This is a genomic window from Streptomyces sp. NPDC007264 (assembly GCF_042869095.1).
In the GTDB taxonomy this organism is placed as follows: Bacteria; Actinomycetota; Actinomycetes; order Streptomycetales; family Streptomycetaceae; genus Streptomyces.
The window spans coordinates 228,182-244,756 of sequence record NZ_JBIAFD010000003.1; the positions used below are offsets into that span (position 1 = coordinate 228,182).

Genomic DNA, 16,575 nt, shown 5'->3' on the forward strand with positions numbered 1-16,575 from the left:
GACTGAGACCCGCCCCGCCTTCCGGCCTCCGGTTCTTCGGCTTCAGCCCTTGGTGGTGCACTTCGGCAGGTCCGCGGTCCTGCCGGTGCGGATGTCCTTGAGGGCGTTCAGAGCGTCGTCGATGGTGTTGACCTTGACGAGCGTGAGCCCCTCGGGGACGTCCTTGGCGGCGGCCGCGCAGTTGTCCTTGGGCGTCAGGAAGTACTGGGCGCCCTTGCTGCGCGCGCCGACGGTCTTCATCTCGACGCCGCCGATGGGGCCGACCGTGCCACCGTCGTCGATGGTGCCGGTGCCGGCCACGAACCGGCCGCCGGTGAGGCTGCCCGGAGTGAGCTTGTCGTAGATGCCGAGCGCGAACATCAGACCGGCGCTCGGTCCGCCGACGTCGGCCAGCTTGATGTCGATGGTGAACGGGAACGTGTGATCCGTTCCGGCGGAGATCCCGACGATGGCCCGCTGCCGGCCGCTGTCGCGGGACTTCGCCGTGGTGATCGTCACGTTCCGCGTCGCGGTGGCCGTCCTGTGCGCCTTCTCGGCGGCGGCCTGCTCCTTGGCGGGAATGATCGTGAACACGACGTCCTCGCCGGGCTTGTGCCGGGTGACCAGCTTGGCGACGTCGTCGGGCGCCTTCACGGCCGTGCCGTCGACGGCCTTGACGACGTCGCCGGCGTGCAGCCTGCCCTCGGCGGGCGACTCCTTGAGGACGGTGGAGACGATCACCCAGGACTTCACGGGAATGCCCAGTTCCTTCAGGGCGGCGACCTTGGCGCTCTCCTGCGACTGGGAGAACTCCTCCGCGTTCTCCTGCGTGGACTGCTCCTCGGTCTTGCCGTCCGGGTAGAGCGTGTCGTGGGGCACGATCTTGTTGTCGTGGGCGAGCCACCCGTAGACGGCCTCGACGAGGTTCATCCGGTAGTCGGCGCTGGTGACCCGGACGGTGGTCATGTTCAGATGACCGGTCGTCCGATAGGTCTCGTGCCCGGAGATCTGCAGCACCGGCTCGCCGCCGTGCTCGCCGAGGGTGTTCACCGTGGGACCCGGGGACAACTCCGAGTACGGCACTTGGATGAACACTCCCGCGCACAGGAGCGCGATCAGCATCAGGGTCGAGGCGAGCATCGTCGCGGTGCGGCGTGGCATGGAACGACAGTACGGGACAGCCCTGTCAGCGCACCGTCGGGGCGTCCGTGGGAGCGGACGGCTCCCGCCGTCCCGGGTGCTCAGCCGCCCGAGTGGGGCTCTCCATGGCCGCGCGGAACCGCGCGTACCCCGCGAGCTCGGAGCCGTCGCCCGCCGTCGTGCGGTGACGGCTGACCCAACTGCCCCACAGTCCGGCACCGATCGCGGCAAAAAGCGGAATCAGCAACCAGGCGAGCGCCGCCATGCCGACCTCCCAACCCCATGAGCGACCGCAACTGACTGATCAGCAGATTAATCATCCGCAGTCTCAACGCTCACGCCGGGGGTGCGGTTACGCAACCGGAGGGCGGTGAGAGATCCGTCGGCCCTCGGGAGGAGTGGCGAGGAGACGTGCGCTGCGTGAAGCCGCGCGAAACCGGGTGCTCCGCGAGGCGGCACACGGCGGGGCCCAAGGCGGGGCTCAACAGGCGTCGACCCACTCCTCCGTGCCGTCGGAGAACCTCTGGTGCTTCCAGATGGGCACCTCGTGCTTGAGATCGTCGATCAGCCTGCGGCAGGCGTCGAACGCCTCGCCCCGATGGGGGCACGCCACGGCGACCACGACGGCGAGGTCGCCCACCCGCAGGTCCCCCACACGGTGCACGGCCGCGAGCGCCCGCACCGGGTACTCCGCGACGATCTTCTCGGCGATCCGCCGCAGCTCGGCCTCGGCGGTGGGGTGGCAGGAATACCCCAGCTCCTCGACGTCGGCCCCGCCGTCGTGGTTGCGCACGGTCCCGACGAACAGGGCGGTGCCCCCCGCGGCGTCGTCCCCGACGGCCCGGAAGACCTCGTCGAGGGAGAGGGGCGTGTCGCGGATCGCGAGCAGCTTGACGGGGTCGTCCGCCGCCTGCTCACCGGGATGGTCGCTGTTGGGTGCCATGGCTCCATCGTGCCGCACACCACCGACAGGGAGGAACAGCGGTTCTCGGGCTCGCGCACGAGGCGGGTGCGTCCACGGCCGGTGCGCGGCCGGCGCCCGGCCGGCACCGGCTTCCCGGGCGGTCCGCGCCCGCGGCCGAGGCGCCGTCCGCCACGGCCGCGGCGCTATCCGCCGTGTGCCGCCTCCCCGCACCGCCCCGTACCGCCCCGTACCGGACCTCTGGCGTCCGTGCGCCCCGGCGGTCGCGGGCCCGGCCGGTCCACCGGCCCGCGCCGTGGGACCGGTGCCGGGTCCCTCAGATGCGCCGCCGGGCCTTCCGTGCCCGCCGCACCACCGCGGCCGCCCCCAGCAGCGCGACGGTCGCGCCGGCCGCCCCCGCCGCCGTCGCGTCCTTGCGGCCGAGCCGCCGGCCCGCGACGGTGTGCCGTCCGGACACCTCCGCCAGCAGCTCGGCGAGGACCTCCTCGTTCGTCCACCGCGGCCGCCACCCGGCTTCGTGCAGCCGGCTGCCGCTCACCACCCAGGGGTACATGGTGTACGCGAGGTCCCCGGCGGGCGAGGGCGTGAGCCCGATCCGGTGCAGCCGGGCCGCCGCCCCCAGGGCGACCGCCGACGGCAGCTCCATCCGCCGGATCCCGCTCAGCTCCTCGACCTCCTCCTGCTCCAGCCACCCGTCGCACCCGACGGCCAGTTCCCCGTCCACCTTCTCGAGGACGGCGTACTCCAGGGCGCTGCACAGGTCCTCGACGTGGCAGAACTGCCACGCGGGCCTCGACCCGGCCACCACCAGCAGGCGCGGCGACTCGAAGTACCGGGTCAGCGCCGTGTCGGTGCCTCCGACCAGGACGGCCGGCCGTACCACGGTGACGTTCAGACCCGGGTGGGCGCGCGGCGCCCGCCGCGCGAGCCGCTCGATCTCCAGCAGGTCCCCGACCGCGGTCGCCTCGGCCGTCGCCCGCAGCTCGGCGTCCTCGGAGAGCGGCAGCTCGTTGTCGGGCAGGGCGCCGTACACCATCGCGGAGGTGCACAGCACCGCCCGGTGCACGCCGGCCGCCGCGGCGGCCGTCAGCACGGTCTGCGTCCCCCGGACGTTGTAGGCGGTGCGCGCCGCCGGATCGGTCTCCAGATCGAGGTCGAGGGCCAGGTGCACCACGACGTCCGCGCCCCGCAGCTTGTCCGCGATCGCCGGGTCCCGCACGTCCAGGATGTGCCACTGCGCCGCCGCGCACTCCCCGCGCCGCTCGTCGATGGCCACGACCTGCTTGACCTCCTCGCACGCGGCCAGCCGCTCGGTGAGCAGCGCGCCGACGCCGGACGCGGCGCCGGTGACCGCGACGACGGGTCCGCGGACGGCCGTGGGCTCGCCGGCGCGCTGCGGCGCCGCCCGGGGGCCGTGGTCGGGTGACGGGCGGGCCGAATGGTTTCGCGCTGCGCGAACCTGCGGATCTGGGGAACTCACCGGGCGTCTCCAGCGGTTGTCTTCAGTACGGACGCGGTGCACGCGTGCGTACCAGGTGGCATCCATCCTGCCGCAGGCCAGGTGTCGGCGAAGCACTCAGGCCCGATCGGGCCGGGGTGTCTACGCTGGGTGGTGTTGTCGGGCAGCCAGCCGCCGGAGGAGCCGGTGGCCTTACCAGCCGAGGAATCCCGTGAGTGACACCCCATTCGGATTCGGCCTTCCGCCGGAGGAGCCGGAGAACGGCGACGAGGGCAAGAAGAAGGACCAGCAGAGCGGCGGTGGTCAGGGTCCGGCCAACCCGTTCGGCTTCGGGGGGCCCGGAGCCGGCGGCGACAACCCGCTCGCCGCGATGTTCGGTTCCCTGAACCCCAGCGACCTGGGCGCCGCCTTCCAGCAGCTGGGCCAGATGCTCTCGTACGAGGGCGGCCCGGTGAACTGGGACATGGCCAAGCAGATCGCCCGCCAGACGGTCTCCCAGGGCACCTCGGACGGCACCAAGGACGCGAGCGTGAGCCCCGGCGAGCGCTCCGCCGTCGAGGAGGCCGTCCGCCTGGCCGACCTGTGGCTCGACGGAGCGACCTCGCTGCCGTCCGGCGCGGGCTCCGCCGTGGCCTGGAGCCGCGCGGAGTGGGTCGAGGCGACCCTGCCGGTGTGGAAGGACCTCGTCGACCCGGTCGCCGAGCGGGTCGGCGCGGCCATGGGGGACGTGCTGCCGGAGGAGATGCAGGCCATGGCGGGCCCGCTCATCGGCATGATGCGGTCCATGGGGGGCGCCATGTTCGGCACCCAGATCGGGCAGGCCGTGGGCGTGCTCGCGGGCGAGGTCGTCGGTTCGACCGACATCGGCCTGCCGCTCGGCCCGTCCGGCAAGGCCGCGCTGCTGCCGCTGAACATCGAGGCGTTCGGCAAGGACCTGAGCGTGCCGATGGAGGAGGTGCGGCTGTATCTCGCGCTGCGCGAGGCCGCCCACCAGCGGCTGTTCGCGCACGTGCCCTGGCTGCGCTCGCACCTGTTCGGCGCGGTCGAGGGCTACGCGCGCGGCATCAAGGTCGACACGGCGAAGCTGGAGGACGTGGTCGGCCAGTTCGACCCGCAGAATCCGGAAGAGCTGCAGCAGGCGCTCCAGCAGGGCATGTTCCAGCCGGAGGACACGCCGGAGCAGAAGGCCGCGCTGGCCCGTCTGGAGACCGCGCTGGCGCTCGTCGAGGGCTGGGTCGACGCGGTGGTGCACGCGGCCGCGAAGCCGCGTCTGGCCTCCGCGGACGCGCTGCGCGAGACCCTGCGCCGCCGCCGTGCCACGGGGGGCCCGGCCGAGCAGACGTTCGCCACGCTGATCGGTCTCCAGTTGCGCCCGCGCCGTCTGCGGGACGCCTCCCGCCTGTGGGCGTCGCTCACGGACGCGCGCGGCATGGACGGCCGTGACGCTCTGTGGGCGCACCCGGACATGCTGCCGACGGCGTCCGACCTGGACGACCCGGACGGCTTCGTGCACCGCGAGCAGCTGGACTTCTCGGAGCTGGACAAGATGCTCGGCGAGGCGGCCGGCGGCGGCCCGGCGACGGACGGCGGCCCCGCCCAGAAGCCGGATCTCCACAAGGGCGACGACACCGAGTGAGGCTGTACGACGACACGGTCCTCGTGCTCAAGGGGTACGAGGACCAGCAGGAGCTGCGCCAGGCGTATCTCGACCACCTGGCGGCCCACCCGGACGGCGTGTGGAAGTCGTGCCACGCGGGACACGTCACGGCCAGCGCGCTGGTCGTCGATCCGGCACGCGGCCGGGTGCTGCTCACCCTGCACAGGAAGCTGAGGATGTGGCTCCAGACGGGTGGCCACTGCGAACCGGGCGACGCGACGCTCCGGGCGGCGGCGCTGCGCGAGGCCGCGGAGGAGTCGGGCATCGACGGGCTGACGCCGCTTCCGGGCGGCCCGGTGCGTCTGGACCGGCATCGCATCCCCGCGCCGTGCCACTGGCACTTCGACGTCCAGTACGCCGTGGTGGCGCCGCCCGGTGCCGAGTACGCGGTCAGCGACGAGTCGCTGGACGTGCGCTGGTTCGCCTACCACGAGGTGGCGGACGTGGCGGACGGGTCGGTCGTCCGCCTGCTGGAGGCCACGCGCGCGAGGCTGTGACGCCCGGCCACGGGTCTCGGCCACGGGTGAGGGGCGGCCGCGACGGCGGCCGCCCCTCACCCGTGTGTCTGCCGGTGCGTCCCGGACGGCCTCCCCCGGGGAACCGTCCGGTCAGCTCCAGACGTTGCCCTGGTTCTGGCCCCGCGCCCCGTTCTGCCCCATGCCGTACTGGGCCCGCAGCCCCTGGCCGATCACCGCGTTCTGCGGCGGCAGCAGCTCGCTGGGCTGGACGAGTGCGAACCCGCTGCCCATGAAGCTGAGCTCCCAGCCCTCACCCGTGCTGCCGCGCCGGCGCCACACCCCCGAGGAGTGCGTCTGGGCCTGCATCTGCACCCGCAGGCCGGTGGACCAGGCGACGATCGCGTCGGCGTCGCAGTTGACGTACTTGTCGGGCGTGACCTGCATCAGCAGAGGCGCGCCCGACGTCATCAGCGCGACCTTGCCGCGGCCGGTGATGTTGAGCTGGTACTTGCCGGAGCCGGAGATGCCGTACTGGCTGTCCACGGCGATGACCTCGTGATGCAGCGAGGAGTCCATCGCCAGGACGTAGCTGCTGTCGACGGTGAGCCCGTCCTGCTCGACGTCCATGATGTGCACGTACTGCGCGAGATTCGCCAGGTAGACCGTGCCCTGCCCGTGGCAGCGCATCAGGTCCAGCCCCTCGCCCGTGTGCGCACGCGCGCGGTGCTGGCTGCTGTTCTGGTACTCCGCGTCGAACTCGACGAGGCCCTGGTAGGCGACCATGGTGCCCTTGCGCGCCAGGATGTCGTCGTGGCCCTCCAGCACGATGCGCAGCATCTGCGTGTTCTGCAGGCTGTAGCGCTCCTGGGTCTGCTGCTCGTTGTAGCCGAAAAGCGTGCTCTGCATGGTGTGCGCTTCCCCCTCAGCCCCGGATCCGGAGGCGGTCGGTGCTGTCCTCGCTGGGCTGGACGACCACGATGCCCTGACCGGAGAACGCCATCTGGTACGCCTCGCCGCTGCCGCGCCCGATGAGCGACTGGGCCTTGAAGCTGCGCTTGCCCTTCACCTTCAGGTTCGGGGACCAGGCGACGAGGGCGTCCGGGTCGACGTACGTCTCGTCCTCGCCGCCGCCGCAGTCGACCACGATCGGCTTGCCCCGGGAGGTCAGGGCGACCCAGCCCTGACCGGAGATCTTCGTGTTCCACAGGCCCTGCCCGGCGAACTTGGCGAGCCCCTTGACGCGTTCGACGCCCCACTGGAGGTGCGCGTCGAAGGCGAGCAGGTTGGTGGCGTTGACGGAGATCGCGTCGCCGCCCAGGTTGATGACGACGACGTTCGCCCCGTAGTCGGCCAGGTAGAGCAGGCCGTCGCCGGAGCACTTCATGAGCGGCGCGCCCTCGCCCGTGATCCAGTCCCGCGCGATCTGGCGCACGGCGGGAGGGTTGGGCTCGTACTGGATGAACCCTTCGTAGGCGACCATGGACCCCACGCGGGCGAAGAGGTCGTTTCCGGTCTGCATGGCGACCTTCAGCATGTGGCTGCCGTGGTTCTCCATGCGGGCGCTGACGGGTGCGGGAGCGTAGCCCGCGAGCGGCTGGTTCATGACGGCTCCCTCAGACCTCGTACGGCTGGACGACGACGAAATTGCCGGGCGCCGCCCGGAACTGCAGGTTGACGCTCTCCCCGGTGTCTCCGGGGTAGGCGTTGCGGCGCATGCGCACCTGACTGGAGACGATCACCTGGGCGGCGGCCGACCAGGCGACGACCGCGTTGCAGTCGGCGAACGTCGTCGGTGTGACGGGGAGCACCACGGGCGTGCCGTGGGTCTTGACGACGATCGTCCCGGTGCCCTGGAACTGCATCGTGAACAGCGCGCCGCCGGGGATGCCGTGCCCCTCGATGCGGCGGACCTCGTGCTGGAGGGACTCGTCGAAGGCGAGGACGTTCTCCGCTGAGACGCAGATCGCGTCGCCCTGGAGCTCGATCGGGTGCAGATGGGCGGCGTTCTCAGCGAGGAACACCTGGCCCTGGCCGGTGCAGCGCATCAGCTGCATCTCCTGGCCGGTCGCGTTGCCCACGATCCGTCCGGCGAAGCCGGCGCCCTTGTAGCCGAAGTCGACCTTGCCCTGGTAGAGCACCATGCTGCCCTGACGGGCCAGCACCGGCTGGCCGCCGATGCCGAGGTCGACCCGGACGAGCTTCTTGTTCTGCTGTGTCCACCGCTGCCCGGTGGGCGTCTCCTTGAAGGCCTGGAGTGCGGCGGCCACTCCGGCGCCGCCCTGCGGGGCGCCCTGGGGAGCACCGTACGGCGAGGGGGCGCCGGGCTGGCCGGGGTACGGGCCCGGGGCCTGGCCGTACGGCGGCTGCTGGCCGTAGCCGGGGGGCATCGGCGCGGCCGGGGGCTGCTGGCCGTAGCCGGGGGGCATCGGCGCGGCCGGCGGCTGCTGGCCGTACCCGGGCGGCGGGCCGGGCGGGCCGGGCGGCTGGGCGTACGGCGCGGGGCCCGGCGGCGGCACGGTCCCGCCGGGCGGGGTGTGCAGGGGCGCGACGATGGTCGGCGCGGCGTGCACGGAGGGCGCCGGTGCCGGGGCGGAGGGCGCGGGCGCCGGGGGCGGCGCGAAGCCCTGCGGAGCGGGCTGCGGTTGCTGCGGGGCGGGCACCGGTGCCGGGGCGGGTGCGGCCGGGGCCGCGAACGCGGGCGGGGCGGCACCCTGGGCGGGCGGGGCGAAGCCCGGTGCGGCACCGGCCGGCGGCTGCTGCGCCGGGGCGGGCGCCTCCTCCTCGAGGACCTCGCCGCCGAAGTTCTTCAGCAGCGCGTCAAGACCGCCGTCGAAGCCCTGGCCGACCGCGGCGAAGCGCCACACGTCCTTCAGGTAGAGGTCCCCCAGCATGACCGCACGCTCGGTGGTGAACTCCGAACCGCTGAACGAGTAGCGGGCCACTTCCTCGCCGCCCGCGACGATCCTCAGGTATCCGGGGGAGATCTGCGACATCTGCCCGGCGCCGTCGATCGTCGCCGTGAAGGACAGCTTCTGGATCTGGGGCGGGACCTTGTCGAGCGTGACCCGGAAGGACTGCGTGTCGCCCGCCTGAGAACCGAGGAGCTGAACGGCCTCCTCCGGGGTCTTCGGCTGGTTGAAGAAGACGAAGTACCGGTCGTCGGAGAGCCGTTCGTCGGCGTCCAGACCGAAGCAGCTGATGTCGAAGGTCAGTCCGGGTGCGGCGATCTGTACGCCTACGTACAGATCCGTGCCCGTGGTGAGGTCACTGATCCTGGCCTTGTGGCCGCGTTGGAATTCCCTGGCCATGCGTAACGACCGTCCCCCATCCCGAATGTGAGTGCGTCGCGCCAGGCTAACGGCAAACCCGCGGAACGGCGGAAGCCGGTACAGACCCGGTACACAACCGCCTCTTCCAGGGACCGCCGGGTGACGGCGGGCTACTCCTCGCGCGGCGCGACCTGGTGGGGCAGCCGGCCCGCCGCGACGACCCCCTCCAGATAGCCACGGGCGCGCTCCGTGCGCGGATACGCCTCCAGCAGCCGCCAGAAACGCGGTCCGTGTCCCGGTACGAGCAGATGCGCCAGCTCGTGCAGCAGGACGTAGTCGACGACGTACTCCGGCATGCCCTGCAACCGGTGCGACAGCCGGATGCTGCCCTCGGACGGGGTGCACGAGCCCCAGCGCGTGTTCTGGTTGGTGACCCAGCGCACCGAGGCGGCCCGCGCCCGCCCGTCGAAATACTGCAGCGACAGCCGCTCGGCGCGCTCGGCCAGTTCGGTGTCGCCGATCAACCGCTTGCTCTCCTGGGCCGCCAGCTTGTCGAGCATGACGTTCACCCAGCGCTGCTCCTCGGCCTCGGACATCCGGGCGGGGATGAGTACGACGGTGCGATCGCCCTCGCGGTACGCGGAGACCGTTCTGCGCCGTCGCGTGCTCCTGCGGACCTCGATCGCGCTCGCCCACGAGCCGCTCGGCGGCTGGCTCGTCGTGCTGCGCTGTGGCGTTCCGGCGCGGTGCAGTGGGTCGGCGGGCACGCCCTGACGTTACCCGCTGCGCGTGGGGGAAGTCCCGCCTCCGGGACGGTTCCCTCCCGATCCACGCCTCACGCGCTCAATTCGTACGACGAACACCTCCGCCTGTGGACAACTTGCCGCACGACGCGGGCCGTTCCAGGCATGCTGCCATACGTCGGCAGACCACCACATCCGCTGATGAACGGGACCGCACGACGAACGACGGGGGCCGCTCATGCATCCGATGGTGAAGCCCGCGCTGCGGCGCGGCTGGCGAGATCTGAACACCGTGCAGTTCGGGATGACACCCGCACACGCCATGGTGCTGGGGCCGGTGGACACGGCGACGGGCAGCTTCCTCGACCTGCTCGACGGCACCCGCGGGCTGCCGCTGCTGCGTGAGGAGGGCCGTCGCTCCGGCCTGCCCGACGGCCACGTGGACGCGCTCGTGGACCACCTGTCCGGCGCGGGCCTGCTCGACGACGCGACGGGCGGTGGCTCCCGCGCCGACGCCCTCCGCGCGAGAGCGGCCGTCCTGGACCGCCTCCGCCCCGATCTCGCGTCGCTGTCCTTGGTGACCCGCACACCCGGGGAGCCCGCGCGGCGCCTGGCCGCCCGCCGCTCCCTGCGCGTCCAGGTCCGCGGCGCGGGCCGCGTGGGGGTCGTCCTCGCCTCGCTGCTGGCGGGGGCCGGCGTCGGCGAGGTCGACGTCCGCGACACGGGCTGTGTCGAGCCGTGGGACGTGGCACCCGGCGGCCTGCCGGCGGACTCCGTCGGCAGGCGCAGGGAGGAGGCGGCCCGCCGCGTGGTGCGTGCGTCCGCCCCGGAGCGGCCGCCGCGCCGGGAGCGCGCATCACGCCGCGGTCCGCACGACGAACCGGGCCCCGGTCTCTCCCTGGTGATCCTGGCGCCGCGCGACGGCCTCGATGTCCACGCCCCCGACCCCTTCACCGCCGAGCCGCTGATCGACTCCGGCACGCCCCATCTGTACGCCGGGGTCGTGGAGGGCACGGGGGTGGTCGGCCCGTTCGTCCTGCCGGGCCGCACCGGCTGCGCGGGCTGCCTGGAGCGGTCCCGCGCCGACCGGGACGAGACCTGGCCGCGCCTGGTCGCCCAGTGGCGCTCGGGCCGGCCGCGGCAGGCCCAGGCGTGCGACCTCGCCCTGGCCACGGCCGTCGCGGGAGTCGCCGCCGGGCACGCACTCGCCTTCCTGGACGGCGAACCGCCCTCCAGCGCGGGCGCCCGCTGGGAGACGTCCGTGCCCCGGCTGGACTGGCACGCCCGACCGGTGTGGGCCCATCCCGCATGCGGATGCGGCGCGGCGGAGAAAGGTAAGGGAGAACACACCGCAAAGGACGGGGCCCCGCACGAGACAATGGCGGAGCAACGGCCGTCGAGGACCTTGCCTCGCAGGGCGCACGCGGCACGGCTGTCTGGGACCTGGAGGGCGCATGTCTGATCTTCCCCGGAAGGCGGTCACCCGTACCGCCAAGCTCGCCGCGCTCCCGCTCGGCTTCGCCGGGCGGGCCACCTGGGGACTCGGCAAACGGATCGTCGGCGAGTCCGCGGAGATCGTCGGCCGCGAGCTGCAGCAGCGGACGGCCGACCAGTTGTTCAAGGTGCTCGGCGAGCTCAAGGGCGGCGCGATGAAGTTCGGGCAGGCCCTGTCCGTCTTCGAGTCGGCGCTGCCCGAGGAGGTCGCCGGACCCTACCGCGCTGCCCTCACCAAGCTTCAGGAGGCGGCACCACCCATGCCGACCCGCACGGTGCACGCCGCACTGGAGGAGCGCCTCGGCGAGGACTGGCACGAGCTCTTCCTGGAGTTCGAGGACAAGCCGTCGGCGGCGGCCTCGATCGGACAGGTGCACCGCGGGGTGTGGCACGACGGCCGGGAGGTCGCGGTCAAGGTCCAGTACCCGGGAGCGGGTGACGCGCTGCTCTCCGATCTGAACCAGCTCAGCCGTTTCGCCCGCCTGCTGGGGCCCCTGATCCCGGGCATGGACATCAAACCGTTGATCGCGGAGCTGCGCGACCGCGTCTCCGAGGAGCTGGACTACGGGCTGGAGGCACAGGCGCAGCGCGCACACGCGGAGGAGTTCGCGGGCGACCCCGATGTCCTGGTGCCGGCCGTGGTCCACCAGAGCGACCAGGTTCTCGTCACCGAGTGGATCGACGGCATACCGCTCTCGGAGGTGATCGCCGAGGGCACCCGGGAACAGCGGGACCGCGCCGGCCAGCTGCTGGCCCGCTTCCTGTTCTCCGGCCCCGCCCGCACGGGCCTCCTGCACGCCGATCCGCATCCGGGCAACTTCCGGCTCCTCCCCGGCACCGACGGCGGCGGGAAGGAGAGCTGGCGCCTGGGCGTCCTGGACTTCGGCACGGTCGACCGTCTGGCCGAGGGACTGCCGACGCCGATCGGCCACTCGCTGCGCCTGACCCTGGAGGGCGACGCCCAGTCGGTCTACGAACTGCTCTGCGAGGAGGGCTTCGTCAAGGAGTCCATCGACCTCGACCCCGACGCCGTCCTCGACTACCTCCTCCCGATCATCGAACCCGCCCAGGCCGACGAGTTCACCTTCACCCGAGGCTGGATGCGCAGCCAGGCGGCCCGCATCGCCGACCCCCGCTCCCCCGCCCACCAGCTCGGCAAACGGCTGAACCTCCCCCCGGCGTACCTCCTGATCCACCGGGTGACGTTGAGCACGATCGGCGTCCTGTGCCAACTGGGCGCCACGGTCCGCCTGCGCGACGAGCTGGAGGAGTGGCTACCGGGCTTCCTGCCGGAGGAGGAACCCGCCGAGGAGGCATGAACGGGACCGGACGTCCGGCGACCCGCGCCTACACCACGCCGGACGTCGCCGCGGGCGCCGTTCCGCGCCCACCACGCACGGCGGGGGCCGGCCCGTTCGGACCGGCCCCCTGACGTTCTGCCGCTGTCGGGCGTCGTCGGCTACTGCATGACGGCCATGGCGAGCGCGCGGCGGGCGCGCATCGAGGCGCGTTCGGCCCGGCGCTGCATCCGGCGGGCCACCGCCAGGCGCACGGCCAGTCGTTCCCGCTCGGCCTCCTGCAGCCGGTCATGCATATGCGCACGAGCCAGGGCTTCTGGGATGAGTTGCATCTCTCGGGTCCTGTTCTGACGCGAGGCGTTCGCGCCGGTGGTGGTCACGTCTGGGGTCGCGGAGCCTGCTGGCTCGTTGGTGGACGGCTTCATCGGGGCCTGCTTCGTGGGGTCGTACGTGAGGGGGCGGTCGATCGTTCCTGCGGTGTTCATGCCGTGACCGGGTTCTTGCGCGGGCGACCACGCGGCCGCTTCCGGGCAACGACAACGCCCTGGACGAAGAGCTCGCCACCCCAGACGCCCCAAGGCTCGCGCCGCTCCTTGGCGCCGGCGAGGCACGCCTCCATCAGCGGGCAGGTGCGGCAGAGGGACTTGGCGTACTCGACGTCGGCCGGCGACTCGGCGAAGAAGACCTCCGGGTCGTAGGAGCGGCAGGGGACGGGTACGCCGAGGTTCTCGATGGCGTCGTCGAGCGCGGTGAGCGCGGTGAGCGGGATCAAGGTGGAGTCCTCCGTGAGGCCGGGCGGGGGGATCGTGTCGGAAGGCGGTACGGACGGGGCGTGCGCTTCGAGTTGCACGGTTCGTCTTCCTCGTCTGGTCGTCCCGGTCCTGTTGGACCGGATGTCGGCTGGGTACCGGGTTCTGCTCTGTCCCGAGGCCCCTTCGCTCCGCCGTCCCCGTTCGGGGAAAACAGAAGGGCCGCGGATCCCGGGTGGGGTTCCGCGGCCCTGAAGGCGCCGGCCTGATCGGCGATCAGGCTGGATCACTCCAGGGTTTTGGCCCACGGAAGGCCCACATCAGGTGGTGCTGCGTCGCCTGCTTCCGGAATCCGGCACCGGCTGCCGCAAAGGCATAGGCCTGCGCCTGTGCCGCTACCGCTTCCAGTGCCTTGGTCGGTCGCTCATTGCGCTCACGGACGGGAAGATCCGCGAGAGACAGGGGAGACACCGGGCGGACGGCACGAATGCCGGACAGACCAGTGCCCAGGTCGAAGCCGCCGAGCAGGCATGTGGAGACGACCGAGCGATCGGTCAGTTTGGCGGTGCGGATGGAGCTGGTGTTGATGCTGATCACTTCAATCGCCTCCTCTCGGCGTCTCGGGGGACTGGTGGTGAGGCCAGTCCGACGGATAGCAAGTACAGCACGGAACCGGGGCCTTCGAGAAGGCCCCTGTTCCCGTGCCTAAGAACCTATGGGGATTGCCCGGGCATGCGCAAACTATTTTCTCGACGAGTTCGTATCAGTCGGCACCGCCCCCTCCCGCACCGTCGCGACCTGCGCAGATGGCCAGAACGTCGGCGCCGTAGCGGTTGAGCTTGCGGGCTCCGACCCCCGGGATCCGCGCCAGCTCGCGCTCGTCGCCGGGGACCGCCTCGGCGATCGCGATCAGGGTCCGGTCGGTGAAGACGCAGAAGGCGGGCTGCCCGCTGCGGTGCGCCTGGACAGCCCGCCACTCGCGCAGCCGCTCGTACAGGCCCTCGTCCATGTCCGAGGGGCAGTCGTCACAGCGCATCAGTTTCATCTCACCGGCCTCGGACAGCGTGCGTCCGCAGACCCGGCAGCGGGCGGGCGTTCTGCCGGTACGGCGCGGGACGCCGGCCGTACCGACGGCGCCGAGGCCTCGCTCGACACCGCCGATCCCCCCGGTACCGCCGGTCGGGGCACGACCGCCGCCGGACGAACCGGGACGGAGTCCGTCCAGGAAGCGGCTGGGGCGCCGGCTGGGGCGGCCGCCGGGTGAGCGGGACAGGGCCCAGGAGACGTGCAGCCGTTCCCTGGCGCGGGTGACGCCGACATAGAGGAGGCGGCGCTCCTCCTCGATCTGCTCGGCGGTCTTCGCGTAAGTGATCGGCATCATGCCCTCGGCGACCCCGACGAGGAAGACGGCGTCCCATTCAAGACCCTTGGCGGAGTGGAGCGAGGCGAGGGTGACGCCCTGCACGGTCGGGGCGTGCTGGGCACCGGCCCGCTCGTCGAGTTCCGCCACGAGGTCGGCGAGGGTGGCGTCGGGCCTGGCCGCGGTGAAGTCCTGCGCGAGGTGCACGAGCGCGGCCAGCGACTCCCAGCGCTCCCGGACGGCTCCGGAACCGGCGGGCGGTTCGGTGGTCCAGCCCTCCCCCGAGAGGACGGCGCGGACCTGGGACGGCAGGTCGACGGCCCCGTCGAGGAGGGTGTCGTTGGCGCCGAAACGGGCCGCTCCGCGCAGGGCGATGCCCGCCTTGCGCACCTCGGGGCGGTCGAAGAACCGTTCGGCGCCGCGCAGCTGATAGGGCACCCCCGCATCCGCGAGGGCCTGCTCGTAGATCTCGGACTGGGCGTTGGTGCGGAACAGGACCGCGATCTCGGCCGCGGGCACGCCGGCGGCGAGCAGGTCGCGGATGCGCCGGGCGGTGCCCTCGGCCTCGGCGGGTTCGTCGGTGTACTCGGTGTAGACGGGCTCGGGGCCGGGGGCACGCTGGGAGACCAGTTCGAGGCGGTGGTCGGCGGCGCGGCCGCGGGCCTGGGCGAGGAGGCCGTTGGCGAGGTGGACCACCTGGGGCGAGGAGCGGTAGTCGCGGACGAGCTTGACGACGGTGGCTCCGGGGTGGCGGACGCGGAAGTCGAGGAGGTGGTCGGGGGTGGCGCCGGTGAAGGAGTAGATGGTCTGGCTGGCGTCACCGACGACGCACAGGCTGTCGCGGTCGCCGAGCCACAGCTCGAGCAGGCGCTGCTGGAGGGGGCTGACGTCCTGGTACTCGTCGACGACGAAGTGCTGGTACTGGGCGCGGACCTCGTCCGCGATGTCGTGCCGATCCTGGAGGATGCCGACCGTGAGGAGCAGGACGTCCTCGAAGTCGATGACTCCGCGGTCGCGCTTGAGGTCTTCGTAGGCGGCGTAGAGCTGGGCCACCTCGGCGGGGTCGCGGGGCGCGTCGCGGCCTGACGCGGCGGCCGCGGCCGCGTACTCGGCGGGGACGGTCTGGGTGACCTTGGACCATTCGATTTCGGCGGTGACGTCCCGCAGCTCGTTGCGGTCGAGACGGACGCGGCAGGCCGCGGCCGCGTCCGCGACGATCTGGACCTTGCGGTCGATGATCCTCGGAAGGGTGCCGCCGACTGCCTTCGGCCAGAAGTACTGCAACTGGCGCAGGGCCGCGGAGTGGAAGGTGCGGGCCTGGACACCGGCGGCACCGAGCTGACGGAGGCGGCCGCGCATCTCACCGGCCGCACGGTTGGTGAAGGTGACGGCGAGCACACTGGAGGGCTGAAGGACACCGGCGCGGACGCCGTAGGCGATGCGGTGGGTGATCGCCCGCGTCTTGCCGGTGCCGGCGCCCGCCAGCACGCACACCGGGCCGTGCAGGGCGGTCGCCACCTCGCGCTGCTCCGGGTCGAGCCCTTCGAGCACCGCGTCGGCCGAGTCCGGTACTCGCGGGAAAAGGGTGGAGTGCGTTGCTGCTGTCACCCCGCCATGCTGCCAGGCCGGTGGAGAAGGGTGCTGCGGTTGTCCACAGGGAGACCTCTGCGGTCGTACGAATGCGGTGGGCACTCGTGCGACGCGGTCGCAGGGCCGGTGTCCGGGCGGCGGGAATGCTGGAAGGTTCACATATGTTGCCTTCTCAGCGAGCACGCACCCCAAGCCGTGAAGGAGCGCAACCGACATGCCGGGCACTGTGACGATGTACAGCACCACGTGGTGTGGCTACTGCCGCCGGCTGAAGAGCCAGCTGGACCGTGAGGGCATCGCGTACGACGAGATCAACATCGAGCAGGACCCGGCGTCCGCGGCCTTCGTGGAGAAGGCGAACGGGGGCAACCAGACGGTTCCGACCGTACTGTTCCCAGACGGTTCCACGCTGACGAACCCGTCGCTGGCGCAGGTCAAGCAGAGGATCGGCGCGTAG

General features: G+C 72.2%; 16 protein-coding genes. 5 read left to right on the forward strand and 11 right to left on the reverse strand.

Features of this window, described 5'->3' with window-relative positions:
* Positions 1-42 precede the first annotated feature (42 nt).
* From ACFYMU_RS06085 to ACFYMU_RS06095, 3 genes are all read right to left on the reverse strand, one after another.
* The gene (locus ACFYMU_RS06085) at positions 43-1,140 is read right to left on the reverse strand and encodes a PDZ domain-containing protein (protein WP_388368496.1); all 1,098 of its coding nucleotides are present in this window, start codon (positions 1,138-1,140) and stop codon (positions 43-45) included.
* Between the two features lie 460 nt (positions 1,141-1,600).
* The gene (locus tag ACFYMU_RS06090; protein ID WP_388368498.1) at positions 1,601-2,062 is read right to left on the reverse strand and encodes a molybdenum cofactor biosynthesis protein MoaE; all 462 of its coding nucleotides are present in this window, start codon (positions 2,060-2,062) and stop codon (positions 1,601-1,603) included.
* 295 nt (positions 2,063-2,357) lie between these two features.
* Positions 2,358-3,521, reverse strand: a complete 1,164-nt coding sequence (locus ACFYMU_RS06095) for an SDR family oxidoreductase (RefSeq protein WP_388368501.1) — start codon at positions 3,519-3,521, stop codon at positions 2,358-2,360.
* Between the two features lie 190 nt (positions 3,522-3,711).
* Between ACFYMU_RS06095 and ACFYMU_RS06100 the strand changes: the two genes are divergently transcribed.
* Both ACFYMU_RS06100 and ACFYMU_RS06105 read left to right on the forward strand, forming a co-directional pair.
* Positions 3,712-5,136, forward strand: coding sequence for a zinc-dependent metalloprotease (locus ACFYMU_RS06100; RefSeq protein ID WP_388368503.1), 1,425 nt, complete (start codon positions 3,712-3,714; stop codon positions 5,134-5,136).
* On the forward strand, positions 5,133-5,654 hold the full coding sequence (locus ACFYMU_RS06105) for an NUDIX hydrolase (RefSeq protein ID WP_388368506.1): 522 nt from the start codon (positions 5,133-5,135) through the stop codon (positions 5,652-5,654). Before ACFYMU_RS06100 ends, ACFYMU_RS06105 begins: the two co-directional genes overlap by 4 nt.
* A gap of 111 nt (positions 5,655-5,765) precedes the next feature.
* Here ACFYMU_RS06105 and ACFYMU_RS06110 read toward each other — a convergent pair whose 3' ends face one another.
* The 4 genes from ACFYMU_RS06110 to ACFYMU_RS06125 form a co-directional block, all read right to left on the reverse strand.
* Positions 5,766-6,521 (reverse strand): AIM24 family protein, encoded by a 756-nt coding sequence (locus ACFYMU_RS06110; RefSeq protein WP_388368509.1) that lies wholly within the window; start codon positions 6,519-6,521, stop codon positions 5,766-5,768.
* Positions 6,522-6,537: 16 nt separating this feature from the next.
* Complete coding sequence (locus tag ACFYMU_RS06115; protein ID WP_388368512.1) at positions 6,538-7,218, reverse strand: AIM24 family protein; 681 nt, start codon at positions 7,216-7,218, stop codon at positions 6,538-6,540.
* Positions 7,219-7,228: 10 nt separating this feature from the next.
* Positions 7,229-8,923: a TerD family protein gene (locus tag ACFYMU_RS06120; RefSeq protein WP_388368515.1), complete on the reverse strand. Its 1,695-nt coding sequence runs from the start codon at positions 8,921-8,923 to the stop codon at positions 7,229-7,231.
* Between the two features lie 131 nt (positions 8,924-9,054).
* Positions 9,055-9,651, reverse strand: a complete 597-nt coding sequence (locus ACFYMU_RS06125) for a M48 family metallopeptidase (protein ID WP_388368518.1) — start codon at positions 9,649-9,651, stop codon at positions 9,055-9,057.
* Positions 9,652-9,865: 214 nt separating this feature from the next.
* Between ACFYMU_RS06125 and ACFYMU_RS06130 the strand changes: the two genes are divergently transcribed.
* Positions 9,866-11,089, forward strand: a complete 1,224-nt coding sequence (locus tag ACFYMU_RS06130) for a TOMM precursor leader peptide-binding protein (RefSeq protein WP_388368521.1) — start codon at positions 9,866-9,868, stop codon at positions 11,087-11,089.
* Positions 11,082-12,440 carry an ABC1 kinase family protein gene (locus ACFYMU_RS06135; RefSeq protein WP_388368524.1) on the forward strand — a complete coding sequence of 453 codons (1,359 nt, stop codon included), beginning with the start codon at positions 11,082-11,084 and terminating at the stop codon, positions 12,438-12,440. Before ACFYMU_RS06130 ends, ACFYMU_RS06135 begins: the two co-directional genes overlap by 8 nt.
* A gap of 140 nt (positions 12,441-12,580) precedes the next feature.
* Here ACFYMU_RS06135 and ACFYMU_RS06140 read toward each other — a convergent pair whose 3' ends face one another.
* The 4 genes from ACFYMU_RS06140 to ACFYMU_RS06155 form a co-directional block, all read right to left on the reverse strand.
* Positions 12,581-12,904: a hypothetical protein gene (locus ACFYMU_RS06140; protein WP_388368527.1), complete on the reverse strand. Its 324-nt coding sequence runs from the start codon at positions 12,902-12,904 to the stop codon at positions 12,581-12,583.
* The gene (locus ACFYMU_RS06145; RefSeq protein ID WP_388368529.1) at positions 12,901-13,269 is read right to left on the reverse strand and encodes a WhiB family transcriptional regulator; all 369 of its coding nucleotides are present in this window, start codon (positions 13,267-13,269) and stop codon (positions 12,901-12,903) included. The genes ACFYMU_RS06140 and ACFYMU_RS06145 overlap by 4 nt, the downstream gene beginning before the upstream one ends.
* 175 nt (positions 13,270-13,444) lie before the next feature.
* Positions 13,445-13,765, reverse strand: a complete 321-nt coding sequence (locus tag ACFYMU_RS06150) for a hypothetical protein (protein WP_388368531.1) — start codon at positions 13,763-13,765, stop codon at positions 13,445-13,447.
* A gap of 166 nt (positions 13,766-13,931) precedes the next feature.
* Positions 13,932-16,136 carry an ATP-dependent DNA helicase UvrD2 gene (locus tag ACFYMU_RS06155; RefSeq protein ID WP_388368534.1) on the reverse strand — a complete coding sequence of 735 codons (2,205 nt, stop codon included), beginning with the start codon at positions 16,134-16,136 and terminating at the stop codon, positions 13,932-13,934.
* Positions 16,137-16,332: 196 nt separating this feature from the next.
* Here ACFYMU_RS06155 and ACFYMU_RS06160 point away from each other — a divergent pair, with 196 nt between their 5' ends.
* Positions 16,333-16,575 (forward strand): mycoredoxin, encoded by a 243-nt coding sequence (locus ACFYMU_RS06160; protein WP_388368537.1) that lies wholly within the window; start codon positions 16,333-16,335, stop codon positions 16,573-16,575.